Source organism: Planctomycetota bacterium (assembly GCA_033763975.1).
Classification (GTDB): domain Bacteria; phylum Planctomycetota; class Phycisphaerae; order Phycisphaerales; family UBA1924; genus RI-211.
On record JANRJM010000018.1, the window covers coordinates 21,032 to 46,118 of the forward strand.

Consider the following 25,087-nt stretch of genomic DNA (forward strand, 5'->3'; position numbering starts at 1 on the left):
CCAGCCCGGACCGGCTCGATCAAGGTTGCCCAACCCACCACACGGCGCGAAGTCTAACCGACAGGCTTCGCGCACCGCACATACGTCAGCAGGTCCGGCGCAAGAACCCGGAAAAATCCCGGGTACGGAACCGCTGCCACGACGGGGTGGAAGATAGCCCGGGTAGGCATGGGCGGCACTCGTAACTCGAAATACCAGCGAACTTTGCGTCAATCTCCCCCGCACAGACCCTACACGCCGCGCAGACAGAATCCGGCCATTGAGGAAAACACCCAGAGGCTGCGTCTGAGAATCAGACGCAATCGAACAAAATACAACCGACAGACGTACCATCGCAGCCCCAATCATGGGGCAGGAGGACGATCGCCATGACCCGGTTCATCAACAACGTCAAGACGGCGCTGCTGATGGGCGGCCTGATGGGGCTGTGCCTCGCCGTCGGTAGCCAGTTCGGCCAGCAGGGCCTCATCCTCGCGCTGATCTTCGGCGGGCTCATGAACGTCGGCGCCTGGTTCTTCTCCGACACCATCGCGCTGCGCGCCATGGGCGCCCAGGAAGTCGGCCCCGACACGCCCGGCGCCGGGGGCGAACTCTACCGCATGGTGGACGAACTCCGCCAGCGCGCGGGCCTGCCCATGCCCAAGGTCTGCATCTGCCCGCACGAAGCGCCCAACGCGTTCGCGACGGGGCGTTCGCCGTCGAAGGCCGCCGTCGCTGTGACCGAGGGCGCGCTCCGCGTGCTGAACTACGAGGAACTGCGGGGCGTGATGGCGCACGAACTGGCGCACGTCAAGAACCGCGACACGCTGACGAGCTGCATCGCCGCGACGGTGTCGGGCGTGCTGGCGTACCTCGCCCACTTCGGGATGTTCCTGGGCGGGCGGCGCGACAGCAACCCGCTGATCATGCTCGCGACGGTGATCCTCGCGGCGATCGGCGCCGCGCTCATCAAGGCCATGATCTCCCGCAGCCGCGAGTACGTCGCCGATCACGACGGCGCGGTGATCGCCGGCTCGCCCCGCGGCCTGATGTCCGCGCTCCAGCGCCTCGAGGCGTACAACCAGCGCATCCCGCTCGACAACCCCAACCCGGCGCAGAACAACCTCTTCATCGTCGAGCCCCTCACCGGGGCCAGCACGGTGCTCCGCCTCTTCGCCAGCCACCCGCCCATGGAGAAGCGCATCGCGGCGTTGGCGCGCCAAGAGCAGGAAATGGCCCGGGCGGCGTAGACGGGTCAGAGGGCGGTCCGGCTGGCCGCCGTCGCCTCGCGTCGTCAGCCTTTCATCGCCGCGAGCAGTTCGCGCGGGCCCTTGCGGGCGAGCGCCAGCACCGCCGGTGCCGCGGCGAGCAGGGTCATCGCGAGCGTGATGCCCCAGCCCATGGCGATCGGGCCCGGGGGCGGGCGCAGACGGAGTTCGACGCCCAGGAGTAGCTGGTCGATGCGTTGCACGGCGTAGACGCCCTGCAGGCCCATGATGGTGCCGACGAACGCCGCGGTGAGCCCGACCAGGGCGGCCTCGCCGAGCACGAGGCGCGTGACGAGGTGCTTGTGCGCGCCGACGGCCCGGAGCACGCCGAACTCGAACTGCCGGGCCGTCACGCCCGCGATGATGAGGTTCGCGACGCCCAGCCCCGCGATGATCATGGCGACGACGGCGATGAGCGAGAACGCGAGGAGCCCGCCCTTCACGAACGTGCGGATTGCGTCCTTCACCTGGCGTCCGCTGCCGACGTCGAGGATCCCCGCGTCCGCCAGGCGCGTGCGGATCTCGCCCAGCACGCGCTCGTCGTCGGCGTCGTCGGCGAGTTCGACCTGCACGAGGTGCACGGCGTCGACGCCGAAGCGCTCGCGCAGGTCCGATCGCGAGCCGAAGACCGCGTGCACCGACTGGTCGGCGAAGTTCTCGCCCACCGCGAAGAACTGGCTGACGACCTCGAGCCCCGGGCTCGTCACGACGCCCACGATCTCGAAGCGGTGCTCGTTTCCCTCCTCGCGGCAGACGAACGTATCGCCCACGCCCATGCCCTTGGCGATCATGAACTCCTTGGCGACGATGACCGCGCCGCCCTCGTTGAGGCGCCGGGTCGCGGTGTCGCGATCGCCCTGCACCCACACCGGGTTCACCATGCGGAAGAACGCCTCGGGCTCGAACGCGATGAACGCCGTCGTGTACGTCTGGAGCGCCCGCACGCCGAACGCGTCGGTCTCCACTGGGTGGATCGTGATCGCGCACGTGCCGGTGACGCCCTCGATGCGTTCGATCTCCTGTCGGGCGGCCTCGTCGAGGTCAAACCCCGTGACGAACGCGTCGGGGAAGGTCAGGCGGTCGAGCCAGTCGCGCTGCACCGCCCCGCCCTGCGTCCAGATGCTCACCATGAGGGCCAGGCCCATCATCATCGACCCGGCCGTGAAGCCGTAGCGGTAGGGCGTGGCGCGGATCGTCCGCGCGAGCAGGTGGGGGGGCAGCGCGAACACGCGCGACACCAGCGGCCCGCACGCCGCCGTCACCGCCATGAGCCCGGGCACCGCGAGCAGGAAGTACCCGAGGAAGAGCGTCGGCAGCCCCAGGAACACGTACGACCAGAACCGCACCTGCCCGTCGGTGGTGAACGTCACGATCGCGAGCGGCACGCCCGCCAGCAGCAGCCCCGCGACGAGCACGCGGCGCACCCCCGCGGCGCGCGCCGGCTCGCTCCGCGCCGCCATCGCCTGCAGCGGGCTGACGCGTGCCGCGCTCCACGCCGGGTACACGGCGCCGATGAGCCCGCACACCACCGCGCCGCCCAGCGCGAGCCCCGCCCCCCACGCGGGCACGTGCAGCGATACCTCGATCTGCGTCTGCAGGATCTCGACCAGCCCCGCGCCCACGCCCACCCCCAGCGGGACGCCGACCAACGCGCCCATCCCGCCGATGAGGAGCCCCACCAGCAACTGGCTCTGCGCCAACTGCCCGCGCGACGCCCCCACGCAGCGCAGCACGCCCAGCTCGCGCCGCTTCTCCGCCAGCGCGGTGCACATGCCCGTCGTGATGATGAACGCCGCCGAGAAGAACGCGATCGTCGTCGCGAGCAGGAAGCCCAGGCGGCTGGCCTCGATGTTCTCGTCGAGCTTCGACGACACCTTCGCGCTCGTGCGCAGCAGCACGCCCCGCGGCATCGACTCGCGGTGCGCCGCGACCAGCGCGTCGGGATCGACGCCCGGCGCCACCGTCAGCCCGATCTCGCTCAATCGACCCTTCGACCCCGTGATCGACTCCACGGTCTCGATCGTCGCGACCAGCGTCGCCCGCCCGCCCAGCGGCGGGGCCTTCGCCACCCCGACCACCGTCAGCTCCACCGGCCGGCGCAGCAGCCCGCCCAACGCGTCGAGCGGCACGCCCACCCCCGTCGCCCGCGCGAACGCCGCGGCCTTCTCCGGATCGCCCCGCACCTTCGACAGGTCCACGTCCGGCAGCACCCGGCGCGACACCTCCACCACGTCGCCCACGCGCACGCCCACCTGCTCGTTGAGGCGAGCGGCCTCGTCGAGCGCTCCGACCCGCTCGGGCAGCGACGGGTGCGGGCCGGTCAGGTGCGTCCGCTGCCCGCCCACGCGCCCGGGCAGGTCGAACATCGTTGCCGAATCGCCCGCCGCCGCCGACAGGAACGCCGCCAGCGTCGCGTCGATCACGATCTCGCCGGGCGCACTGGGGAGACGTCCCTCGAGCAGGTCGAGCGGGGGCTCGGCGCCCGGCTGGTGCCCGAAGGCCAGCGCCGTGACGCTGCGTTCGCGCGGCGCACGGCGGGCGCCGCCGGCGCCGTCGGGCTCGAGCACGTCGTACGACGCGGTGACGGTGACGGGCGACTTGAGCACGCCCTGGGCGCCCGCCACGCCGGGCCACGCGCGGACCTCGTCGAGCAGCGAGGCCCGCAGGAGCTGCCCGCGTCCGGCGGGGGCGATCGCGGCGTCGGCCTCGCCCACGAGCTGGTGCATCTGCGCCCGCGCCGAGACCTGCACCGAGTTCATCGCGCACGCGATCGCCGCGACCAGCGCCGCCGAGAGCGCCACCGTGCCCGCCAGCAGCGCCGAGCGGCTACCCCTGGCGGACAGCGAGCTGATAGCGAGACGCCACGCCGGGCGCATCCAGTCCTCCCGTTTCGAACGAGGTGCGGCACACGCCGTCCTGCAGCACGAAGACGCGCTCGCAGTGTGCGGCGGCGGCGGGCTCGTGCGTCACCATGACCACGAGCATCTCGCGTTCGCGCGCGATCTGGGCGAGCAGCTCCCACAGGCGCTGCGCGCTCGCCGAGTCGAGGTTGCCCGTCGGCTCGTCGGCGAACAGCACCCGCGGCGCAAAGAGCAGCGCCCGCGCGATCGCCACGCGCTGCTGCTCGCCCCCGGAGAGCGCGTCGGGCCGATGATCGGCCCGCGCGGAGAGCCCCAGGCGCTCGAGCAGTTCCCCGCTGCGGGCGCGCAGCGATCGCGCGTCTTCGCCCGCGAGCAGCCCGGGCAGTTCGACGTTCTCTCGTGCGCGCAGCGTCGGGATCAGGTTGAACTGCTGGAAGACGATCCCGATCTCGCGCCGGCGGAAGAGCGTCGCCTCGCGTTCGCGCAGCGCGTGCACCGCGCGGCTACCCAGGTGGATCTCGCCCGAGTCGGGGCGGTCGAGGGCCGCGAGCAGGTGCAGCAGCGTCGACTTCCCGCTCCCGGATTGCCCCATGATGGCGTAGAAGCCGGGGCGGTCGATGGTGAGCGAGCACCCGCGCAGCGCCGCGACGCGCGCGTCGCCCAGCGTGTACGACTTGTGCACGTCGGTGCAGCGCAGCGCGGGCTGTGCGTGCGCCGCGCCGTCGGACGGTGCCCCGGCGATGTCGGTCACGGGTGCTGGGCGTCGTACGCCTTGGAGTCCATGCACGAGGAAAGTCCCGCGGCGTCCGTCACGCGTGCCTTGAGAAGCCACCCCGCGTTGTACGGGTCGCTGTTCAGAAGGCCCGGCTGATCGGCGAGCGCCGGATTGACCTCAACGACTTCGCCCGAAACGAAGCAGTAGATGTCGCTCGTCGTCTTCACGGATTCCACCTCGCCGACGATGTCGCCCGCCTTGAAGACGAACCCGGGCTTCTTCATCTCGACGAACGTGACGTCGGTGAGTTGGTCCACCGCGAACTGCGTGAGGCCGAGCGTGACAACGCCCCCCTCGACTTTGTGCCATTCGTGGGAAGGGGAGTAGACGCGATCCGTCGGGCTGGGCATGCGCAAAGCACCTTTCTGAGGCCGTCGCGGCGGCTCGGGGCCAGATGGTAGCGTCTTGGCTCCCGCGTGCGTGCCGGTGTTTTCCCGCAGGCGGTTGCGCTTCTCTTCCATTGACGGTGTGAGTCTGGGTAGGTATTCTCGGGCTTGTTTCTCCCCTCCGGACGGCCAGCACCCTAGCGGGTCTGGCCGTCTTCTTTTTATCTTTGCGCCGCGCTTGCGCACCACCCCTCGGGCCCTCCGGTTTGCGGGACGGCACCGGCTGCGACTAGAGTGGCGCCCGCATGTTGCTGACCCTCAGCGCGAGCTGCATCCGTTCCCTCGTTCTCCCGCCCGGGCGGAGCAAGAAGCCGCCGGCGGTGGGGCTGCTCGATCTGCCGGCGTTTGTTCGCGAACAGTTGGGGCTCGCGGGGCTGAATCTCTCGACCGAAGTTCTGGCGGGCGCCGACCGCGGCCGGCTGGAGAGCCTGCGCGAGCGCGCCGATCGCCAGGGCTGCGCGTGCCTGCTGCTGGTGGAGACCGACGCGCAGAACTTCGGGGGCGGCACCGACGCCGGCGCCAACGCCGTCCAGCGCCTCACCCGCGTCGTCGAAGCGGCGCACATCCTGGGGTGCAGCGCCGCGGCGGTGCGGATCGTCGCGAGCGACGACGACGAGTCGCTGGTGAAGGTGGCGGGGCGGCTGCGCCAGGCCGTCGAGCGTGCCGAGAAGCTCGACCTCAACGTCCTCATCGCGCCGCACACGGGCCTGACCGAGCGGCCCGAGCGCGTGACGGAACTCCTGAAGAAGGTCGGCGGGTTCCGCGTGGGAACCTTCCCGGACTTCGAGAGCGCGAGCAAGTCGAAAGACCCGGCGGCGTACCTGCATCGCCTGACGCCCTACGCCACCGTCGTGTCGGCGTCGACGGTGGAGTTCGCGCCCGGCAAGAAGCCCGGCGCCGAGCCGAGCGTGGAGGCGTTCCGCGCCGGCGCGTGGGAGCACCGCCCGTACTCGCTGAGCGCGTATGTGGGCGCGATCCGGGCGGTGGGGTACGACGGCCCGCTGGCGATCGACTACCGTGGCGCGGGCGACGTGACCCAGGGCGTGCGCCTCAGCCGCGATGCGCTGCTCGCCACCATCGGTGGGGGCGACCCCGCGCGTGGCGACGAGGAGCCCTGAGCCGCTCGGGGCGACGGGCGCCCCGGGGCCCTCGGGTCGGAAGTGCGACGTGTTCAGACTCGACCAGCCGACCATCATCACGATCGACGGGCCGGCGGGGACGGGCAAGTCGTCGGTCGCGCGGATGCTCGCGCGTCGCCTGGGCCTGGATTTCCTGGACACGGGCGCGATGTACCGGGCCGCGGCGCTCGTCGCGCTGCGCGAAGGCCTGGACCCGGCGGACCCCGTCGCCCTCGTGCCCCGCGTGGTCGACGCCGACATCCGGTTTGATTGGTCGCTCGACCCGCCCGAGGTGCTGGTGTTCGGCGAGCCCGAGGCACGCGCGATCCGGTCGCCGGCGGTGACGGCCATCGTCTCGCAGGTCGCGGGGATCCGCGCGCTGCGCACGCACCTGGTGGAGCGCCAGCGCGACATCGCCCGCAAGCACCCGCGCCTGGTCTCCGAGGGGCGTGACCAGGGCTCGGTCGTCTTCCCCAACGCCCCGGTGAAGTTCTACCTCGACGCGTCCGCCGCGGTGCGCGCCGCGCGCCGGGCGCGGCAGCTCCGCGACGCCGGGCAGCCCGCCGACGAGGCCCGCCTGCTCGACGAGATCATCGCGCGCGACCGCAGCGACATGGGACGCGCCGACGGCCCGCTCGTCTGCCCCGCCGACGCCGTTCTCGTCGATACCTCCACGCTCGAGTTCAACGGCGTGGTGGACGAACTCGAACGCATCGTCCGCCGCCGGGCGGCCGAGCCCTAGGCCGCCTCGCACCCGCCGAACCCTCTACGCTCCGCGTCGACATGGGAACACCACTTCGAGCACGCCAGCCCGGCGCCTCCCTGGCCCGAACGCTGGTGTACGAGGCGTGCCGTCGGGCGGCCCGGCTCACCCTCCGCCTCTGCTTCGGGCTGCGGGCGCAGGGCGTCGAGCACGTCCCCGCGACCGGTGCGCTGCTCATCGTCGCGAACCACGAGTCGTACCTCGACCCGCCCTGCATTGGCTCGTCCGTCACGCAGCGCCACCTGACGTACGTCGCCCGCGCCGGGCTCTTCGCGTTCAAGCCGTTCGCGTGGCTCATCGGCACGCTCAACTCCATTCCCATCCGCGAGGACCAGGGCGACGCCGCCGCCATCCGCGAGATCCTCGCCCGCCTCGCGCGCGGGCAGGCGGTGCTGATCTTCCCGGAGGGCTCGCGCACGCCGGACGGCGAGATGCGCGACTTCAAGCGGGGCGTTGCGCTGCTCCTCAAGCGCGCCAAGTGCCCCGTCGTGCCCGCCGCGATCGACGGCGCCTTCGAGCGCTGGCCTGTCGCGCGCCGGTGGCCCCGCGTGCGGGGCCCACGCGTCCGCGTCCTCTTCGGCCAGCCCATCCCCGCGTCGACGCTGCTCGCCGAGGGCACGGAGCAGGCCCTCGCGCACGTGGAGCGCGACGTGCGCGCCCTGCGCGCCCGCCTCGAGGGCGCACGCACGCCGCCCCACCGGCGCGACCCGGCCCCGGGTGATACCGTCCCCTCGCCATGATCGTCGGCAGCCTCGCCAGCCCCCCGCAGCGACTGGACGATCTGCTCGGCCCCGCGCTCGCGGCCCGTCTCGACCGCCTCGACATCCTCAGCCGCAAAGTGCTCTCGGGCACGATGCCCGGCGAGCGGCGTTCGAAGCGGCGCGGGCGATCCGTCGAGTTCGACGACTTTCGCGAGTACGCGCCGGGCGACGATCTCCGCCATGTCGACTGGAACGTCTACGCGCGCCTCGACCGGCTGTTCGTGAAGCTCTTCCGCGCCGAGGAGGACCTCTCCCTCACGATCGTCGTCGACGCCTCGGGCTCGATGCAGGCGGGCGATCCGCCCAAGGGCGTGTACGCCCACCGCCTGGCGTTCGCGCTCGCGTACCTCGGCCTGGTGAACCAGAACCGCGTGCGCGTGGCCCTCGCCGCGGGCGGAACCGGCGCCGACGCGCTCCGCACGCTCGCGCCGCTGCGCGGGCGCCCGAACGTCCGGCGGGTCGGGCTCTTCCTGCTCGAATCGCTCCGGCGCGGGGCCCCCGCCGTCGCGACCGGCCCGGCCGACACCTTCGCCGACGCGATGCGTCGGCTGTCGGGCGAGCGGGCGGCCCGTGGCGTGTGCGTCGTGCTGTCCGACTTCCTGTTCGACCCGACGCGCGGGCTGGACTACCTCGCCGCGGGCGTCGCCGAGGGCGCGCTCGACGTGTTCTGCGTGCAGACGCTGTCGCCGGGCGAACTCGACCCCGCGGAAGAGGCCCCGCGCGGGCTCTTCGGCGACCTGCGATTAACCGACGTCGAGACCGGGGCCGCCCGCGACGTGACCGTGACGCCCGCGACCATCGAGGCGTACCGCGTCGCGATGCGCCGGTCGATCGACGGGCTGCGGGGCGCGTGCCACGCCCGTGGCATGGCGCACCTGCTCGTCACGACGCGCACGCCCCTGGAAGAACTCGTGACGAGCGCGCTGCGCCGCGGCGGGCTGCTCACATGATCAGCGGGCCTCCGGCGCCCGCTCGCCGTCGGGAAAATCCCTGTACAGCGCGCTCGTGAAGTCGGTCACCATCGAGTACACGGGGTGGTGCAGGCGCTCGACCTCGCCCTCGCGCGTGGCGACGTGCGAGAACGCCGCGTCGAGCTGCGTGAGATCGCGGAACGCGATGGAGATGTGGAACTCGCCCAGCGCGGCGGGCCCGAAGCCGAACTTCCGCCGGGTGATCCGCCATGATTCCAGGCGTCCCTGCGCCTTGAGGTGCCCCATGTACGCGTCGACCGCGCGGCAGAACTCCAGGTCGCGGTGCGATTCCTTCAGGTTCACCCAGATCTCGTAATAGTTCATCGACGGTCCTCCCTCGAGCGGGGCTACGCCTTCGACCCGCCCGCGATCTCGCGCAGCACGTCGTCGTCGATGCCCAGGTACTCGCGCATGTGCCGGTCGTACGTCTCGGCGTCCTCTTCGCGCGACAGGTCCAGCCGCATCTCGTTGATGACCTTCGTCCCCTGGCGCACCCACGCGTCCCACGTCTCCTGCGAGATGTGCGCGTGGATCCACGCCCCCAGCGACCCGCGGAACGGCGCTCGCGCCAGCCGGCACCCCGCCTTCCCCGTACGACGGCACACGAACGAGCCGTCCGCCGCCGCGCCGCCCGACCCGCCCGGCGCCTCGGGCGCGGGCGCCTCGGGGGGTTCCTGGCCCATCTTCCGCAGCAGGTCGGCCATCGCCAGCATCGGCATCCGGTCGCCCTTGCTCCGGGCCATCGCGTGCCCGCGCAGCAGCACGTCCGCCGCCCGGCTCAGTTCGCCGATCCTCACCAGCGACTCGCCCGCCAACTGGTACGCCTTCGACATCGCCGGGTTGAGGGCGACGCACTTCTCGAACGCCGTCGCGGCGTCGGCGTCGCGCCCGGCGTCGGCGTACGCCCGCCCCAGGCTGAACCAGGCCATGTCGTTGTCGGGGTCGGCCCCGGGTCGGACCATCGTCTCGAACTGGGCGATGCGTTGATTGACGTCCATGGCGGAAGATAGGCGGGAGGCCGCGGTACGATGCGTCCGGTTGACCAGCCCCCACGACGCCATCCTCGCGACAGACCTGGCGGGCCTCGCGCTCCGCACGCCCGTGCTCCTGGCCGCGGGCACCGCGGGCACCCTCGACGAAATGGCCGACGCCGTCGACCTCGCGCGCGTCGGCGGGGTGGTGACCAAGTCCATCACGCCCCTGGCCCGCGAGGGGAACGCCACGTGGCGCATGCTGCCCGTCGAGGCCGGCATGCTCAACGCCATCGGGCTCGCGAACGTCGGGCTCGACGCGTTCCTGCGCGATGTCGCCCCGCGGGCGGCCCGCGTGCCGACCACCGTCATCGGCTCCATCTCGGGCTTCAGCGTCGAGGACTTCGTCCGCGTCGCCTCGGGCATGGCGGACGTCGAGGCCATCCGCGCGGTCGAGCTCAACGTCTCGTGCCCGAACGTGAAGCACGGCACCGAGTTCGGGTCTGACCCCGCGCTCCTCGCCGAACTCATCCGCGAGGTGCGGGCGGTGCTCCCCGCGCAGCGCCTGTTCGCCAAGCTCAGCCCCATCGCCATGGGCCCCATGAAGCTCTCGACCCTCGCCCGGGCCGCCATCGAGCCCCCCGGATCCTCGCCCCGCGGGCCCAACCAGCGCCCCGGCGCCGACGCCCTGTGCGTCTGCAACACCATCAGCGCCATGGCCATCGACGTCACCACCCGGCGACCGCGCCTGGCGAACGTCACCGGCGGGCTCAGCGGCCCGGCGCTGCACCCCATCGCCGTCAAGCTCGTCCACGACGTCTACCGCGATGTCGCGCGCGACACGCACACGCCGATCATCGGGCTCGGGGGCGTGCTGCGCTGGGAGCACGCGGCGGAGTTCGTCCTCGCCGGCGCCACCGCCGTCGAGATCGGCACCGGGCTCTTCGTCGATCCGCGCAGCCCCGTGCGCGTCGCGCAGGGGCTGGCCACGTGGGCACGCGCCCAGGGCGTGGCCCGCGTGCAGGACCTGGTCGGCGCGGTCGACCTCTCGCCCCCGAAGGAGTAGCGCATGCGTCGCTTCGCCGTGCCGGTGCTGTCAGTGCTCGGCGTGCTCGCTCCGGTGGCCTTCGTGCCCGGCGCGATCGGGCAGCCAGCCTCGCCACAGCCACACGAGCCCACCCCCGCGCCCCAGCGGCCGGCCCCCGCGCCGCAGCAGCCTGCGCTCCCCGAGGCTCCGCCCGACGCCGCGCTCATCGCGCACGACGTCTCGGCCCTGCTCGAACCCATCCGCGCGAAACACGATGTCCCCGCGCTCGCCGCGTGTCTGGTCTCGGGCGAGACGGTCACCATGATCGGCGCCAGTGGCGTGCGCGAGGCCAACGGCAACGACCCCGCGACCGTCGACGACCTCTGGCACATCGGCTCGTGCGCCAAGGCCATCACCGCGACGCTGTGCGCCGTGCTCGTGGAGGAAGGCCGCCTGACGTGGGGCTCCACGCCCGCCGACGTCTTCCCCGAACTCGCCCCGGACATGCACGAGTCGTGGCGGAAGGTCACGCTCCGCCACCTCGTGACGCACCGCGGCGGCGTCGTCGCGAACGCGACGGGCGCACTCGGCACGCGCCTGGCGCGGAGCAACGAGCCGCCCCACGTGCAGCGGCGTCTGCTCGTCGAGGCGCTGACGCAAGCGCCGACCGCGTCCCCGCCCGGGACGTCGCACGAGTACTCGAACGTGGGCTACGCGATCGCAGGGGCGATGTGCGAACGTGCCGCGGGGGAGCCGTACGAATCGCTCGTGCGTCGCCGGGTGCTCTCGCCCCTGGGGGCGGATCGTGTGGGCTTCGGCGCCCCCGGGCTGCGGGGTGTGGTGAGCCAGCCGCGCGGGCACACGGGCCCGCGCACGCCCGTGCAGCCCGGGCATGGCGCGGACAACCCGCCGTGGATCGCCCCCGCGGGCGGGCTGCACATGCCGCTGCGCGACTGGGCCCGCTTCATCGCGCTGCACCTGCGGGGCAACGCGCAGAACCCCAGCCGCGCGGAGCGCCTGATCTCGCGTGAATCGTTCGACCTGCTGCACACGCCCGACGCGGGGGAGTACGCGGGCGGCTGGGGCCGCGGGTCGCGTCCGTGGGCCGGGGGCGTCGTGCTGACGCACGCCGGGAGCAACACGATGTGGTTCTGCGTCGTGTGGGTGGCGCCCAAGAGGGACTTCGCCGTGCTCGCCTGCACGAACATCGGGGGCGACGCGGGCGCGAAGGCGGCCGACGAAGCGGTGGGGGCGCTCATCCAGCGTCATCTGGCGTCCAACGCCGACGCGGCCCGCGACGCCGGCGGGAAGTAGCGCCGCGTCAGGCCCCGCTGTGCGCGTTCGACTTGCCGTGCCGCGCCACGAGTTCATCGAGCACCGAGGGCGGCGCGACGTTGACGATCGGCGCCTCGCGCCTGGGGCGCCGGGCGCGGGGCTTAGGCGCCGGCGGCGTGTCCGGCGCCTCGGTCGCCGCCGGCGTCTCGGGCGAGCCAGACGTCTCGGCCATCGCGCGGACGGCGCCGGACGGGCGCGACGACTCGCCCGGGTCGTGCGCCGCCGCGGACGCCCCCCGCCCCGGCGTCACGCGCACGTTGCCGTGCTCGTCCACCTGGTCGAAGCGCACGCTGACGCGCGTGGAGACGCCCCGTTCCTGCATCGTCACGCCGTAAAGGCGGTCCGTCGCCTGCATCGTCCGCTTGTTGTGCGTGATGACGATGAAGTGCGAGAGGTCGGTGAACTGTCGCACGACCTGCGTGAAGCGCGAGACGTTGCCCTCGTCGAGGGCGGCGTCCACCTCGTCGAGCACGCAGAAGCAGCTCGGCTTGCTGCGGAAGATCGACATGAGCAGCGCCACGGCCGTCAGCGTCTTCTCCCCGCCCGAGAGCTGGCTGATGCTGCGGGGCTCCTTGCCCGGGGGCTTGGCGATCACCTCGATCCCGCTCTCGAGCAGGTCCGTCTCGTCGGTCTCGACCTTCTGCACCGTGCCGTCGTCGCGCTCCACCTCGCGCACCAGCGGCATGAGCCGCACCTCCGCCTTGCCACCGCCGAACAGGCGTCGGAACATCCCCTGCTCGCTCCCGAACGTCTCGCGGATGCGCTCGAACACCTCGCCGAACCGCTCGCGGCTCACGGTGTCGAGGTGCTGGATGAGGTCCGCGAGCTGCGTGCGAGCGGCGTCGATGTCCGCCACCTGGCGCACCAGGTCCTCGTTGCGCGCCTGCAGCGTCGTCTCTTCCTGCAGCGCGTCCATGTTGACGTGCCCGAGGCGCCGGACCTCGTCGCGCAGGATCTCGATGGCCCGGGCCGCCTCGTTCGTGTCGATGCGCGCCACGTCGCCGTCGGCCATCATCGCGCGATAGTCGCCGAACTCTGCCGTGAGGTCGACGCCCAGCTCGTGCAGCGTGCGTTCCTGGGCCGCCTCGCGCTTCACCTCGACCTCGCGCCGCGAGACCTCGAGGCTGTGCCAGTCGCGCTCGACGACGCCGAAGCGCTGGCGCACGCCGTGCAACTGCTCGCCCAGGGCCTCGCACGCGCGGGCGGCATCGTCCGCCGCCGAGCGGACCTGCGCGAGCGACTCGCCGAGCTCGCGTGCCCGTCCCGCCGCGTCCACGCTCCGCGCGCGGGCCTCGTCTACCCCCGCCCGATGCCCGGCCGCCCGTTCGTCGAGCCTCGCGAGCCCCGCGCCCAGATCGCGCGCCTGGCGAGCCAGGTCGTCGCGGAGCAGGTCGAGGCGTGCGGCCTCGCGCCGCGCCTGCGACACGGCCGACCCAAGCCGCCCGACCTCGATGGTCGCGCCCGACACGTCCTCGAGGGCCGCGTCGGCGGCGGCCTGCGCCGCCCGTACCTGCCCGTCGAGCGCCTCGGCGCCGGCCTGCTCGTCGGCGAGCAGGCGCGACAGGCTGTCGGCCCGTCGCTGCATGTCCTCGCGGTCTTGCTCGAGCCTCGCCAGTCGCTCGCGCGACTGGGCCAGGTCCTGCTCCACGCCCGCGCGCTCGCGCGCCACGCGTGCGATCTCCGCGCCAAGCCGCTCGACCGCGCCGCTCGCCCCAATCGCCTCGCGCTGGGCGTCGAGCAGCGCCGCGCGTGCCGCACTCACCTCGCGCGCCAGCGCCGAGACCTCCGCGTCCGCCGCGAGCAGTGCGTCGCGCTCGCCCTCCACGACCTGGCGCAGCGAGGCCACCTCGCGCGTGAGGCCTTTCAGGTCCGCCCGGCGACGGAGCAGTCGTCCGGTGTCGTCCGCCCCGGCCCGCCCGCCCGCGCGGACGCGCCCGTCGGCGTCGAGCAGCACGCCCTCACGCGTCACGAACCGGGCCCGCGCGCCCGCCAGGGGCCCGCCCGAGAGCAGCACCGCCGCGTCCAGCGATTCGACCAAGAACGTCCGCCCGAGCAGCCGGTCGAGCAGATCGACCAGCCCCGGGTCGGCCGCGTCGCCCGCGCGCGGGCGCACCAGCGAGCGCAGACACACCAGACGCCCGGCCGGGTCGTCGGTCCGCAGCCCGGCCTCGGCCAGCGTCCCCAGCCCCGAGCCCGCGCAGGGCAGTGATCCCGCGCACCCCAGCACCGCCTGCGGCAGGAACGCCACCGGCCCGCCCAGGCGGGCCAGTTCCTCCGTGCCCGGCAGCGCCGCCAGCGACGCGACCACCAGGCCCTGCAGATCGGCGCCCAACGCCGCCTCCACCGCGCCCGCCGCGTCCGGGTCTACGTCGGCGCGCGTCTCGATCAGGTCCGCCAGCGGCGCGATCACGTCCGCGAAACCCTCGCCCCGGGCCTTCATGTCCAGCACCCGCCGCACGGCCTCGTCGAACCCCGCACGCGTTTCGATCATCTCGTGCAGCATCGCCCGGCGTGAATCCGCCCGCGCCAGGTCTTGCTCCACCTGCCCCAGCAGTTCCGCCCGCTCGCGCCGCTCGGCCCCCAGCGCGTCGATCCGCGACTCGAGCCCGCGCACCGTCGCCTCGAGCTCCGCCACCCGCGCCTGCGCGTCGCGCGCGCGTGCCTCGCCCTGCGTCACGGCCTCGCGGGCCGCGCGCTCGTCGGCGTCCAGCGCCTCGCCCCGCTTGCGCAGGCGTTCCGCCTGCTCCCGCACGCCCTCGCTCCGGCGCGCCTCGCCCGCGATCGACGCCACCAGCCCCAGGCGCTCCCGGTCGATCCGCTGCGCCGCGCTCGTCTTCGCGGTCAGTTCGGCGCGGGCGGCCTGCAGCGCCCGCACGCACTCGGCCCGGCGCGTTTGCGCCGTCGCCAGCGATGATTCCCGCGCCGCCAAGTCGCGCGACAGGTCCGCGAGCAGCGCGCGCTGCTCCTCGCCCTGCTGCTCGGCCGCCGCGCGCGACGTCTCGATCTCGTCCAGCCGCCGCCGGTCGCTCTGCGCCTGGTGCACCGCCTCGTCCGCCGCCCGGGCGAGCATCGTCGCCCGCTGGGCCGCCTGCTGCTCTTCATGCGACGCGGCGAGGCGCGCCCGCTCCAGGTCCTGCGCGGTCGCCGCCAGTTCGTGGCGCTCGATCTCCCGCGCCTGCTTGGTCGCCTCGGCCTCCGCCAGCAGCCGCCCGACCTCGGCGCGCTCCGTGTCCAGCAGCGCCTGGCGGCTCGTGAGCCCCGCGAGGCGCGACTCCAGTTCGTCGTACTGCTCGAACGCCAGCGCCGCCCGCCACGCGCGCAGCTCCGTGTCCAGTTCCACGAACTTGCGCGCCTTGGCCGCCTGCCCCTTCACCACCCGCAGCCGACGCTCCGTGCTCTCCAACTGCTCGCGCACGCCCGTCAGGTTCGCCTGCGTCCGCGCCAGCTTCCGCTCCGCCTCCACCCGGCGCTGGCGGTACTTCGCGATGCCCGCGGCCTCTTCGAAGATCACCCGGCGCTCCTGCGGGCTCGCCAGCAGCATCGCGTCGACCTTGCCCTGCTCGATGATCGAGTACGCGTCCGCGCCCACGCCCGTGTCGAGGAACATCTCGCGGATGTCCTTGAGCCGCGCCACGCGACCATTGATCAGGTACTCGCTGTCCCCGTCGCGGTACAGCCGCCGCTCGATCTCCACGACGTCGCTGTCCACCGGCAGCGCCCGGCGGCCCCTCGCCGCCGGCGCGGGCGACGCGTCGGACCCCTGCGCTTCGGCGTCGTGCGCGGTCGGTGCACCCGGCTCGGCCGGCGCGCTCGCCGCGCCGGCCTGCGGGTCCCGCGACGCGTCGCCAGCGACCGCCATCTCGATCGCCGGCGCGGCCGCCCCGACCCCGCCCGTCAGCACCGGGTTGTCGAACGTCAGCGCCACGCTGGCCATGCCCATAGGCTTTCGCCCCGCCGAGCCCGCGAAGATGACGTCCACCATCTCCTGCCCGCGCAGGCTCTTGCTGCTCCGCTCTCCCAGCACCCACTTGATCGCGTCGACGACGTTGCTCTTCCCGCACCCGTTGGGGCCAACGATGCCGGTGACGGCGTCGTCGAACGTGAACTCCGTCACGTCCGCGAAGCTCTTGAAGCCGCTCAGGGTGAGTTTCCGCAGTCGCATCCGCAACCTCCGTGTCGCGTGCACGCGCTCACGCGCGTCCGGCCCGCGGGGTGCGTCGACGCTCCCCGCCCCCGGCGTCCGTGCCGGCGTCTCTCACGATATCGACTTTCGCGCGCGGGCGGAACCCCTTCCCGCCGACAAGCGCCAGATCTCATCACTTTTTCGCGGGGGGCACGATCGGCACGATCCGGGGCGGAGGCTCCGACCCGGGCACCTCCGTCCGCACCGCCGTCGGCGACTCGTGCAGCACGATCGGCTCGTCCCCCGGGCGGTCCGGGCGCTCGAGCATGTCCTGCGACGTGGACGCCGCGAGCAGGTCGGCCTTCAGCTTGTCCGCCTGCGTCGCGAACGCGGCTCGGACCCCGCCCTTGGCCGACATCGCGGCCAGCGCGCCGACGACGTCGCTGTACGTCATGCCCAGCCCGGGCGTGCCGCTGAGGTCTCGGGGCGACGTCGCGAGGAACTGCACCAGCGACACGATGTCCGCCGGCGTCTCGCCCGTCCGCACGCTCACCCCGTCCGACCCCACGTAGCGCACCCGCACCGAGGTCGCCCCGGGCTCGGCCGTGATGAGCAGCCGGTCGTCCGACGCCGACACCAGCGAAGGCCGCAGGATCGCGCGGTCCTCGCCGAACACCACGATCCGCGGGAAGCCCACCTGCGTGACGTACACGAGCGGCTCGCCGAAGGGCACGATGTCCAGGATGAAGCTCTCGCCCACGATCTCCCGCCGGATGCCCTGCACGTTCCGTCGCGCCCACCGCGCCCGCCCCAGCACTTCCAGGCGCGTCGGCGAGATCCGCGGGGCGTCGGGGTTGCTCTCGAGCAACGCCGCCAGGCGCGCCGTCTGCTCGCGCGATGCACGCTCGACCAACGCCTCGTACGCCGCCACCCGAACCTCGAGCGCAGGCTCTGACAGCAGGTCGCGCAGCGCCATGTCCACCCGCGGCCCGCCGTCCAACTCCCCCAGCAGTTCGATCGCGCGCGTCCGTACCCGCCCCGTGCCCGTCCGCGCGATGTCACGCAGCGGCTCGGACGCCAGCGAATCGTTCAGCCGCGCCCCGGCCCGCAGACCAGCCATCCGCGGCGCCAGGTCCGGGTGCTCGTACAACTGCCGCACAAACGGCAGCCCGCGGCTGCCGATCGCCTCCAGGCACCACGACACCTCTTCCGCCAGCGCCGGCTCGGCCTGCACGCCCTGCACCAGCCGCCTCGCCTGCTCCTCCGGGAAGCTCCCGTCGATCGGCAGGTGCATCACCAGTTCGAGAAACTCGCCCGGCTCCAGGCGGTACCGGCGCGGGATCCGCAGCGCCACGCTGCCCCCCGCGTCCGACACCGCCCGCCCGCGCGCCGTGTCGCCGGGGTCTCCCGGGCCCTTCGGGAAGCGGCTGTTGATCGCCGACACGATCGCCCGCGCCCGCGCGTGGCTGTTGCTGTCGAGCACCAGTTCCACCGAGAACGGCTGCGTCACCGAGCCCCCGCCGAGCACGCGTCCCGCCGTCCGCGTCACGCCGTCGGCCCCGCTCGGACGATCTTCCGCGAACGGATTGATGAAGATCGGCCCGCGCGCCGTGGCGATGGGCCTGGCCTGCACCGCGCCGAACACCGCCGGGTCGCCCAGGCGCAGTTCGGTCGTCCAGAGCGTGCCGCCCTCGAGGCTCGTGGCGTTCATGGCGCGCACGACGACGTCGAACGACGAGTTCGCGGGCGAGCCGGGCGGGATCGCCGCCTGCACGATCACCACCGCGGTGTTCGGATTGCGCAGCACCTCGGCGGGTGTTTTGCCTTCCAGGGCCGTTCCGCGGAACGCGTCGACGCCGCCGACGCCCATGAGGCTCATCTGGCGCTGCATGGTGGAGGCGACGCTCTCGGGCAGGATGTCCCCGCCCGTGCCATCAAGCCCGACGACCAGCCCAAACCCCGAGACGAGCACCGGTTGCACGCCCCGCAACTGACCCTCCGCGCCGATCGTCCCGCGCAGCAGCGGGTGCACGTCGCGCGTGATCGCCTCCTGCGTCGGGATCGCCTTGGGGGTCTTGGGAGCGCAGCCGGACAGGCCGGCGGCGATCGCCACGACCACACCCACCGCCGCGTACGCGAGCGCTCGCACCATCGCACAACTCTCCGGGACGCCGAGCGTTGCGGGCGGCGTCGGCCCGCGCACCACTGTACCGAGTCCCGGCGCGCCGGTCGAATCCGTACGCCCGCGCACGCGCGCGTGCCGTCCGCCCGTAACGCCCGTCGCCCAACGCCCTTAACGCCGGCCCCACCCGAACACCGCATTCGCCCGACATCCGCCCGCCACCAACCGCCAACTTCGCCACACCGACCGACAGGCCGATCGGCCGCGCCCGCCCGCGGGCGGGCGATCTTCAACTCGCCGTGCGGACGAGATTTGCGTGCATCCGACAGTTCATCCCCAAAGTTTTGGGGCTCAACCGGCTTGCACACACGATAGGTAGTGGTATGCTCCGGATGTCTTCAACCCGTCCGCGACCGCTCGCGAACGGCGTCTTCGAGAAAATCCGTTCGTTCCGGGCGGACCGTTCCCGAGTTGGGTGGTTCGGACGCCGCGCCGGGCGACGGGAGTTCGGTTCGAGTTTTGTGCGTATCTTGTACGGATGAGTGTGGTGCGCGAACGTGGAAGGGTGGGTGGTTCGGTGGGCGTGCTCTGCGACAGCCAGATCCGAGAGCGAGTGCGGATCGAGCCCTTCGAGGCCGCGGTGAAGCGCCCGGGGCGCATCTCCTACGGCGTGTCGTCGTACGGGTACGACGTCCGCGTGGGCAACCGCTTCAAGATCTTCACCCCCACGCCCCGCACCGGGCAGATCACCGTCGTGGACCCCAAGGCCTTCACCGACGACCTGATGGTCGAGGTCGATTGCGGCGCGCTCGGGCTCGACCACGTGATCATCCCGCCCAACTCCTTCGCGCTGTGCGAGACGGTGGAGTACATCGAGGTTCCGCGCGACGTGCTGGTGATCTGCCTGGGCAAGAGCACCTACGCCCGCTGCGGGCTCATCGTGAACGTCACGCCGCTCGAGCCCGAGTGGCGCGGCAAGGTCACGCTGGAAATCTCCAACACCACGCCCCTGCCGGCCAAGGTCTACGCGAACGAGGGCGTCGCGCAGTTCGTGTTCCTGCAGGCCGAGCAGGTGTGCGAGAAGAGCTACGCCGACAAGGGTGGGAAGTACCAGGACCAGGGTGGATTGACGTTGCCGAAAGTGGATTGAACAGCAGGCATTCGGGATTGGGCATTCGGCATTCGAGGTGGCACATGCGTGGGGCGGGTCATGAGTGCGATCAGATCACACCGAGACTTGCGGGCATGGCAGTTCGCGTACGCCCTGGGTTTGCGGGTGGTGCGAGCGACCCGCACATTTCCGAAGCACGAGATGTTCGCGCTCTCGCTGCAACTGCGAAGGTCTTCGGTATCCGTTCCGTCCAACATCGCGGAGGGCTTCGGACGAGGCAGCCGCGCCGACTACCTGAGGTTTCTCAAGATCGCGCGGGGCAGCTTGTTCGAGGTCGACACGCAACTGAGATTTGCGCTGGACTTGGGATATCTGAAGCCCGCCGGACACGAGAGCCTGCACACCGATTGGAATGAGGTCAGCAAGGTGCTCGCAGGTTTGATCAAGCGTATCGAATCGAATGCCTAATGCCGAATCACGAATGCCGCAGAGCGCATCTGCGTAACGCGGACGACCAGGTCAGGAATCACGCATGAAGATCTCCCGCAAGTTCACCAAGGCCGGCTCCGACCCCTTCGCCTCCGTCGCGTGGGTGAAGCGGTCGAGCCGCATCACCAACCCCGACGGCTCGGTCGTCTTCGAGATGAAGGACGCCGAGGTGCCCGAGACCTGGTCGCAGCTCGCGACCGACATCATGGTCTCGAAGTACTTCCGCAAGGCCGGCGTGCCTCAGGGGGGCGGGCCCAACGGCATCGCCAGCCCGGGCGCCGCCAAGGGTGACGCGACGCTCGGCCCCGAGAAGTCCGCCAAGCAGGTGATCCACCGCCTGGCCGGCTGCTGGCGCCACTGGGGCGAGACGCACGGGTACTTTGATTCCAAGGCCGACGCGCAGGCGTTCTACGACGAACTCGCGTACATGATGGTGCACCAGATGTGCGCGCCCAACAGCCCGCAGTGGTTCAACACCGGGCTGAACTGGGCGTACGCCATCAACGGCCCGGCGCAGGGGCATTGGATCGTCGAGCCCCCTTCTTCGAAAGGCGGGGTTGCTGAGCCGCGCCTCGCCGACGACGCGTACACGCACCCGCAGCCCCACGCCTGCTTCATCCAGAGCGTCTCTGACGATCTGGTGAACGAGGGCGGCATCATGGACCTCTGGGTGCGCGAGGCGCGCCTGTTCAAGTACGGCTCTGGCACGGGCACCAACTTCAGCAACCTCCGGGGCGACGGCGAGAAGCTCTCCGGCGGCGGGCGCTCCAGCGGGCTCATGTCGTGGCTGCGCATCGGCGACCGGGCGGCGAGCGCGATCAAGAGCGGCGGCACCACCCGCCGCGCCGCCAAGATGGTCTGCCTCGACATGGACCACCCCGACATCGAGGACTTCGTGAACTGGAAGGTGCGCGAGGAGATCAAGGTGCAGGCGATGGTGGAGGGGCTGGCGCTGCTGAAGAAGCACGACCCGGACCTCGCCCGCCAGTGCGACGACTTCAAGTTGAAGCTCGACTACGACTTCAACGGCGAGGCGTACCAGACCGTCAGCGGGCAGAACAGCAACAACTCCGTGCGCATCCCCGACGCGTTCTTCGAGGCCCTCGACGCCGACGCGGAGTGGAAGACGTTCTCGCGCACGAGCGGCAAGGTGGCGAAGGTGCTCCGCGCCCGCGACCTGTGGGCGAAGATCGGCTACGCCGCGTGGCGCTGCGCCGATCCGGGCGTGCAGTTCGACACGACCATCAACGCGTGGCACACGTGCCCGGGCGCGGGGCGCATCAACGCGAGCAACCCCTGCTCGGAGTACATGTTCCTCGACAACACCGCGTGCAACCTGGCGTCGCTGAACGTGCTGAAGTTCTACGACTCCACGGCACGCACCTTCGACGTCGAGCGGTTCGAGCACGCGACGGACATCTGGACGGTCGTGCTGGAGATCAGCGTGCTGATGGCGGCGTTCCCCAGCCGCGAGATCGCCGAGTTGTCGTACAAGTACCGCACGCTGGGCCTGGGGTACGCGAACCTGGGCGCGATGCTGATGCAGGCCGGCATCCCGTACGACAGCGAGACCGGGCGGGCCGTGTGCGCGTGCCTCACCGCGATCCTCACCGGGCGCTCGTACCGCATGTCGGCCGAGCTCGCCCGGCAGATGGGGCCCTTCCCCGGCTACGCCCCCGAGCGCGAGACCATGCTCCGCGTGATCCGCAACCACCGGCGGGCGGCCCACGGCGTGGCGCGCGACAGCGCCGAGTGGGAAGGCCTCCACCCGGCCACCCGCCCCGTGCCCATCGACCACACCCTCGTCCGCGCCGGGGGCGTGCCGATCGCCAACGCCGGTGCCCTGCTCGACCGCGCCGTCGCCGCGTGGGACGACGCGCTCACGCTCGGCGAGAAGCACGGCTACCGCAACGCGCAGACCACCGTCATCGCGCCCACCGGCACCATCGGCCTGCTCATGGACTGCGACACCACCGGCGTCGAGCCCGACTTCGCCCTCGTCAAGTTCAAGAAGCTCGCCGGAGGCGGGTACTTCAAGATCGCCAACGAGAGCGTCCGCCCGGCCCTCAAGGCCCTCGGCTACTCCGACACGCACGTGCGCGAGATCATGGCGTACCTGCTCGGCGAACTCTCGCTCGAGGTTCCCGTGCCGGGGCGCTCGCCCGCGCAGACCCTCGGGGGCATGCTCAAGGCGCGCGGCGTGTCGGACGCCGACCTCAAGGCCATCTCCGACCAACTGCCGGGCGTGTTCGAGCTCTCGTTCGCGTTCGCCGGGTGGGCGGTGCCCGCGGGGGCGCTGGCGGCGTGCGGGGTCTCGCCCGCCGAGGCCGCCAGCCCGTCGTTCAACCTGCTCTCGCACCTGGGGCTGACGCGCGAGCAGATCGAGTCGCTGAACACGGTGATCTGCGGCACGTCGACGCTCGAGGGTGCGCCGCACCTGAAGGCGGCGCACGTCCCGGTGTTCGACTGCGCGAACAAGTGCGGGAAGCTGGGGCGCCGGTTCATCGCGCCCGAGGGGCACATCCGCATGATGGCCGCGGCCCAGCCGTTCATCAGCGGGGCCATCAGCAAGACGATCAACCTGCCCAACGACGCGAGCGTCGACGACATCACGGCGTGCTACCGGCTGTCGTGGGAACTGGGCCTCAAGGCCAACGCGCTGTACCGCGACGGGTGCAAGCTCAGCCAGCCGCTCTCCGCCACGGCCGACGAGGCGAAGAAGGAATCCGGCGCGGAGAACCCCGCGGGAAAAGAGCCCGCGCAGAAGGAACCCGCCCCGGTCCCGGCGGCGGAGAAGACCTCGGCCCCGCCTGCGCCTGCGGCGATTGAGCGCGCGGCGCCCGTCCGGGCCGTGCGCCGGCGCCTGCCCGATACCCGCAGCAGCATCACGCACAAGTTCAACATCGCCGGGCACGAGGGGTACCTGACGGTGGGGCTCTACGAGGACGGGCAGCCGGGCGAGTTGTTCATCACGATGAGCAAGGAAGGCTCGACCATCGGCGGGCTGATGGACTCGCTGGGCACCGCGACGAGCGTCGCGCTGCAGTACGGCGTGCCGGTGTCGAGCCTGGTGTCGAAGTTCAGCCACCAGCGGTTCGAGCCCGCGGGCATGACGGAGAACGTCGACATCCCCTTCGCCAAGAGCCTGGTGGACTACATCTTCCGGTGGATGGGCATGCAGTTCGTGCCCGGGTATCGCGAGACGCACGCGCCGCAGCGCACGCGCCACGACGCGACCCCGCACGGCGTGCCGGTCGCGCTCCCGGGCGTCGCCCCGGGCGGGATCGAGCCGGCCCGCCCGGCCCGCGGGGTGATCTCCGAGAGCGTCGAGCAGCACACGGAAGTGAAGGTGGTGGTGACGGGGCGCGACGGCGCGAGCATGTCCGCGTCGGCGATGCTGTCGGACTACATGGACCGCGTGAGCGACGCGCCCGCGTGCGACGTGTGCGGGAACGTCACGGTGCGCAGCGGCACGTGCTACAAGTGCCTCAACTGCGGGAACAGCATGGGGTGCAGCTAAGCGGGCGCGCCGGCGGGCGGCGTCCCCACCGCCCCGCAGGATGCCGGCGCCGACGAAGGAGGCTGCGCGACGGGGCGAGGAACGCTCCGCTCGCGTGTCGGGAGCACGGGCCGGCGGTACGGAAACCGCCGGCGGGCCGAGTCGAGGATTGACGACGCCCCGCGCCGACTCCGACGGATGGCTAGAGGCGTCCCGGCCTTCGCGAGCGATCGTGGAGGGTCGGGGAAGCACGGAACACCCGCCCGCGGGCAGCCGCGAGCACGCCAGGAGGCCAGTTGTCAGAGGGATACCCCGAACGCGGCATTGGTCCGAGAACCCTGCGCCGCCTCTTTCGTCAGCGTCGGACCCACCCATGCGGAGCCGAGGAGTGCCGTCCACCCCGGCCAGACCCCCTCTGAGGGGCATTCGGCTCCGCGACTCACGACCCCCGGGGAACCACCGCCCCGGGGGTTCTTTGTTTCAAGCAACGAACGGATGCGGAACAGTCTCGGCAAGTTGTCTCTTGATAACCACTTGATGAGGACTTCGTGAACCGTCGAACCGAGGGGTGGCGGAACGCGGAACGGAACTGCAAAAGACAAGGCAATCCGCGAAAAAATCGTGCAAGTCGAGGAAAGACCCTTGACATGGGTCCTTGAACTCGCGAAACTTGCTCCGGAGTAAGAGGACCTGCCGAGAGAGGCAGCGTGCAATCCGCGGGAGCGGACTGCACAAGGAGGAGATGAGGCCATGCGTACGAATGTGATTTCGAGCGCCGTCATTGCTTGCGTCGGGCTCTCGGCGTCGGTGGCGAACGCGGACGTGGTGCTTGTGTCGATGCGGTACGACTCGCTCGCGGGTTCGTACTCGACCGCGACGCAGGAGTTCCGGGCGCGTGCGGCCGACTCTGCGATGCTGCGTTCGACGGGCGCGGTCTCGCGTCTGGTTTCTCCGGCGGGCACCGCCACGTTCCAGGCGGGCTTCGTGAGCGGCGGTGATCCGGCCGACTTCGACATCCGCATCCCCTCGATCCCGACCGGCAACCCGAACGTCCGACTGGGCGTGAACGGCCTGTTCGTCGCGACGGACGTGAACGGCGACACGATCTCGGGTCGCGTTGATGGTCGCTGGGTGAACGGCGGCCCCGGGTTCATCTTCTTCAACGGCACGCTGACCGAGGTCGTGGTGACCCCCGCCGGCGGCGATGTCGCGAACTCGACGTTCGACGGCTCGGCCGCGGGCGCCTGGGGCTTTGATCTCCCGGCCGCGTCCCCGTACGAGGGCGCGATCGTGCAGCTCGTCTTCGGTGCGCCGTCGTTCTTCACGGCGGACTTCGCGGACCGTGCGACGGGCGTGACCGCCCAGCTCATTCCCTCGACCGGCGCGCTGGCGCTGCTCGGCGTGGGCGGGCTGGTGATGGGCCGCCGCCGCCGCTAAGCACGGCTGAACGGACCAAACTCCGAAGCCACGGGGCGACATGGCACCGTGGCTTTTTTTACGAGACAGGTGTTGAAGCAAGCGAGACTGA

18 protein-coding genes are annotated in these 25,087 nt (G+C 71.8%); 11 read left to right on the forward strand and 7 right to left on the reverse strand.

Annotated features, from left to right (window positions below; translation table 11 throughout):
* Window positions 1-368 precede the first annotated feature (368 nt).
* A complete protein-coding gene (locus SFY69_11935) occupies window positions 369-1,229 on the forward strand; it encodes a M48 family metalloprotease (protein MDX2132749.1) in 861 nt (286 codons plus the stop codon).
* 44 nt (window positions 1,230-1,273) lie between these two features.
* Here SFY69_11935 and SFY69_11940 read toward each other — a convergent pair whose 3' ends face one another.
* Genes SFY69_11940 through gcvH form a run of 3 tightly spaced genes read right to left on the reverse strand, consistent with a single transcriptional unit; the run spans window position 1,274 to window position 5,233 of the window.
* On the reverse strand, window positions 1,274-4,123 hold the full coding sequence (locus SFY69_11940) for an ABC transporter permease (GenBank protein ID MDX2132750.1): 2,850 nt from the start codon (window positions 4,121-4,123) through the stop codon (window positions 1,274-1,276).
* On the reverse strand, window positions 4,074-4,859 hold the full coding sequence (locus SFY69_11945; GenBank protein MDX2132751.1) for an ABC transporter ATP-binding protein: 786 nt from the start codon (window positions 4,857-4,859) through the stop codon (window positions 4,074-4,076). The genes SFY69_11940 and SFY69_11945 overlap by 50 nt, the downstream gene beginning before the upstream one ends.
* Window positions 4,856-5,233 carry a glycine cleavage system protein GcvH gene (gcvH, locus tag SFY69_11950; protein MDX2132752.1) on the reverse strand — a complete coding sequence of 126 codons (378 nt, stop codon included), beginning with the start codon at window positions 5,231-5,233 and terminating at the stop codon, window positions 4,856-4,858. Before gcvH ends, SFY69_11945 begins: the two co-directional genes overlap by 4 nt.
* 281 nt (window positions 5,234-5,514) lie before the next feature.
* Between gcvH and SFY69_11955 the strand changes: the two genes are divergently transcribed.
* Genes SFY69_11955 through SFY69_11970 form a run of 4 tightly spaced genes read left to right on the forward strand, consistent with a single transcriptional unit; the run spans window position 5,515 to window position 8,861 of the window.
* Window positions 5,515-6,387 (forward strand): TIM barrel protein, encoded by an 873-nt coding sequence (locus SFY69_11955; protein MDX2132753.1) that lies wholly within the window; start codon window positions 5,515-5,517, stop codon window positions 6,385-6,387.
* Between the two features lie 49 nt (window positions 6,388-6,436).
* Window positions 6,437-7,129 (forward strand): (d)CMP kinase, encoded by a 693-nt coding sequence (gene cmk / locus SFY69_11960; protein ID MDX2132754.1) that lies wholly within the window; start codon window positions 6,437-6,439, stop codon window positions 7,127-7,129.
* A gap of 41 nt (window positions 7,130-7,170) precedes the next feature.
* Window positions 7,171-7,890 (forward strand): lysophospholipid acyltransferase family protein, encoded by a 720-nt coding sequence (locus SFY69_11965; protein MDX2132755.1) that lies wholly within the window; start codon window positions 7,171-7,173, stop codon window positions 7,888-7,890.
* Window positions 7,887-8,861, forward strand: a complete 975-nt coding sequence (locus tag SFY69_11970; GenBank protein ID MDX2132756.1) for a DUF58 domain-containing protein — start codon at window positions 7,887-7,889, stop codon at window positions 8,859-8,861. Before SFY69_11965 ends, SFY69_11970 begins: the two co-directional genes overlap by 4 nt.
* On the opposite strand, the gene SFY69_11975 is transcribed toward SFY69_11970, so the two are convergent.
* Entirely contained in the window at window positions 8,862-9,206 is a 345-nt protein-coding gene (locus SFY69_11975) for a DUF6614 family protein (protein MDX2132757.1), read from the reverse strand.
* A 23-nt stretch (window positions 9,207-9,229) separates the two neighbouring features.
* Complete coding sequence (locus SFY69_11980; GenBank protein ID MDX2132758.1) at window positions 9,230-9,880, reverse strand: Fe(2+)-trafficking protein; 651 nt, start codon at window positions 9,878-9,880, stop codon at window positions 9,230-9,232.
* A gap of 40 nt (window positions 9,881-9,920) precedes the next feature.
* Here SFY69_11980 and SFY69_11985 point away from each other — a divergent pair, with 40 nt between their 5' ends.
* Both SFY69_11985 and SFY69_11990 read left to right on the forward strand, forming a co-directional pair.
* Window positions 9,921-10,919, forward strand: coding sequence for a dihydroorotate dehydrogenase (locus tag SFY69_11985; GenBank protein ID MDX2132759.1), 999 nt, complete (start codon window positions 9,921-9,923; stop codon window positions 10,917-10,919).
* A 3-nt stretch (window positions 10,920-10,922) separates the two neighbouring features.
* Window positions 10,923-12,194, forward strand: a complete 1,272-nt coding sequence (locus tag SFY69_11990) for a serine hydrolase domain-containing protein (protein ID MDX2132760.1) — start codon at window positions 10,923-10,925, stop codon at window positions 12,192-12,194.
* Window positions 12,195-12,201: 7 nt separating this feature from the next.
* Here the strand turns inward: SFY69_11990 and smc are convergent, their stop codons facing one another.
* On the reverse strand, window positions 12,202-16,377 hold the full coding sequence (gene smc / locus SFY69_11995) for a chromosome segregation protein SMC (protein ID MDX2132761.1): 4,176 nt from the start codon (window positions 16,375-16,377) through the stop codon (window positions 12,202-12,204).
* Between the two features lie 154 nt (window positions 16,378-16,531).
* Entirely contained in the window at window positions 16,532-18,490 is a 1,959-nt protein-coding gene (locus SFY69_12000) for a flagellar basal body P-ring protein FlgI (GenBank protein MDX2132762.1), read from the reverse strand.
* A gap of 547 nt (window positions 18,491-19,037) precedes the next feature.
* Between SFY69_12000 and dcd the strand changes: the two genes are divergently transcribed.
* From dcd to SFY69_12020, 4 genes are all read left to right on the forward strand, one after another.
* Window positions 19,038-19,610: a dCTP deaminase gene (gene dcd / locus SFY69_12005; protein ID MDX2132763.1), complete on the forward strand. Its 573-nt coding sequence runs from the start codon at window positions 19,038-19,040 to the stop codon at window positions 19,608-19,610.
* Between the two features lie 60 nt (window positions 19,611-19,670).
* A complete protein-coding gene (locus SFY69_12010) occupies window positions 19,671-20,039 on the forward strand; it encodes a four helix bundle protein (GenBank protein ID MDX2132764.1) in 369 nt (122 codons plus the stop codon).
* A 64-nt stretch (window positions 20,040-20,103) separates the two neighbouring features.
* On the forward strand, window positions 20,104-23,580 hold the full coding sequence (locus SFY69_12015) for an adenosylcobalamin-dependent ribonucleoside-diphosphate reductase (protein MDX2132765.1): 3,477 nt from the start codon (window positions 20,104-20,106) through the stop codon (window positions 23,578-23,580).
* A 729-nt stretch (window positions 23,581-24,309) separates the two neighbouring features.
* A complete protein-coding gene (locus tag SFY69_12020) occupies window positions 24,310-24,996 on the forward strand; it encodes a hypothetical protein (GenBank protein ID MDX2132766.1) in 687 nt (228 codons plus the stop codon).
* The last annotated feature ends 91 nt before the right edge of the window (window positions 24,997-25,087 follow it).

Coding starts and splice junctions, on each gene's coding strand:
- SFY69_11935 (MDX2132749.1), top strand. CDS start 369: ATGACCCGGTTCATCAACAACGTCAAGACGGCGCTGCTGATGGGCGGC.
- SFY69_11990 (MDX2132760.1), top strand. CDS start 10,923: ATGCGTCGCTTCGCCGTGCCGGTGCTGTCAGTGCTCGGCGTGCTCGCT.
- SFY69_12015 (MDX2132765.1), top strand. CDS start 20,104: ATGAAGATCTCCCGCAAGTTCACCAAGGCCGGCTCCGACCCCTTCGCC.
- SFY69_12000 (MDX2132762.1), bottom strand. CDS start 18,490: ATGGTGCGAGCGCTCGCGTACGCGGCGGTGGGTGTGGTCGTGGCGATC.
- SFY69_12010 (MDX2132764.1), top strand. CDS start 19,671: ATGAGTGCGATCAGATCACACCGAGACTTGCGGGCATGGCAGTTCGCG.
- SFY69_11980 (MDX2132758.1), bottom strand. CDS start 9,880: ATGGACGTCAATCAACGCATCGCCCAGTTCGAGACGATGGTCCGACCC.
- SFY69_11965 (MDX2132755.1), top strand. CDS start 7,171: ATGGGAACACCACTTCGAGCACGCCAGCCCGGCGCCTCCCTGGCCCGA.
- SFY69_11970 (MDX2132756.1), top strand. CDS start 7,887: ATGATCGTCGGCAGCCTCGCCAGCCCCCCGCAGCGACTGGACGATCTG.
- SFY69_11940 (MDX2132750.1), bottom strand. CDS start 4,123: ATGCGCCCGGCGTGGCGTCTCGCTATCAGCTCGCTGTCCGCCAGGGGT.
- smc (MDX2132761.1), bottom strand. CDS start 16,377: ATGCGACTGCGGAAACTCACCCTGAGCGGCTTCAAGAGCTTCGCGGAC.
- SFY69_11955 (MDX2132753.1), top strand. CDS start 5,515: ATGTTGCTGACCCTCAGCGCGAGCTGCATCCGTTCCCTCGTTCTCCCG.
- SFY69_12020 (MDX2132766.1), top strand. CDS start 24,310: ATGCGTACGAATGTGATTTCGAGCGCCGTCATTGCTTGCGTCGGGCTC.
- gcvH (MDX2132752.1), bottom strand. CDS start 5,233: ATGCCCAGCCCGACGGATCGCGTCTACTCCCCTTCCCACGAATGGCAC.
- SFY69_11975 (MDX2132757.1), bottom strand. CDS start 9,206: ATGAACTATTACGAGATCTGGGTGAACCTGAAGGAATCGCACCGCGAC.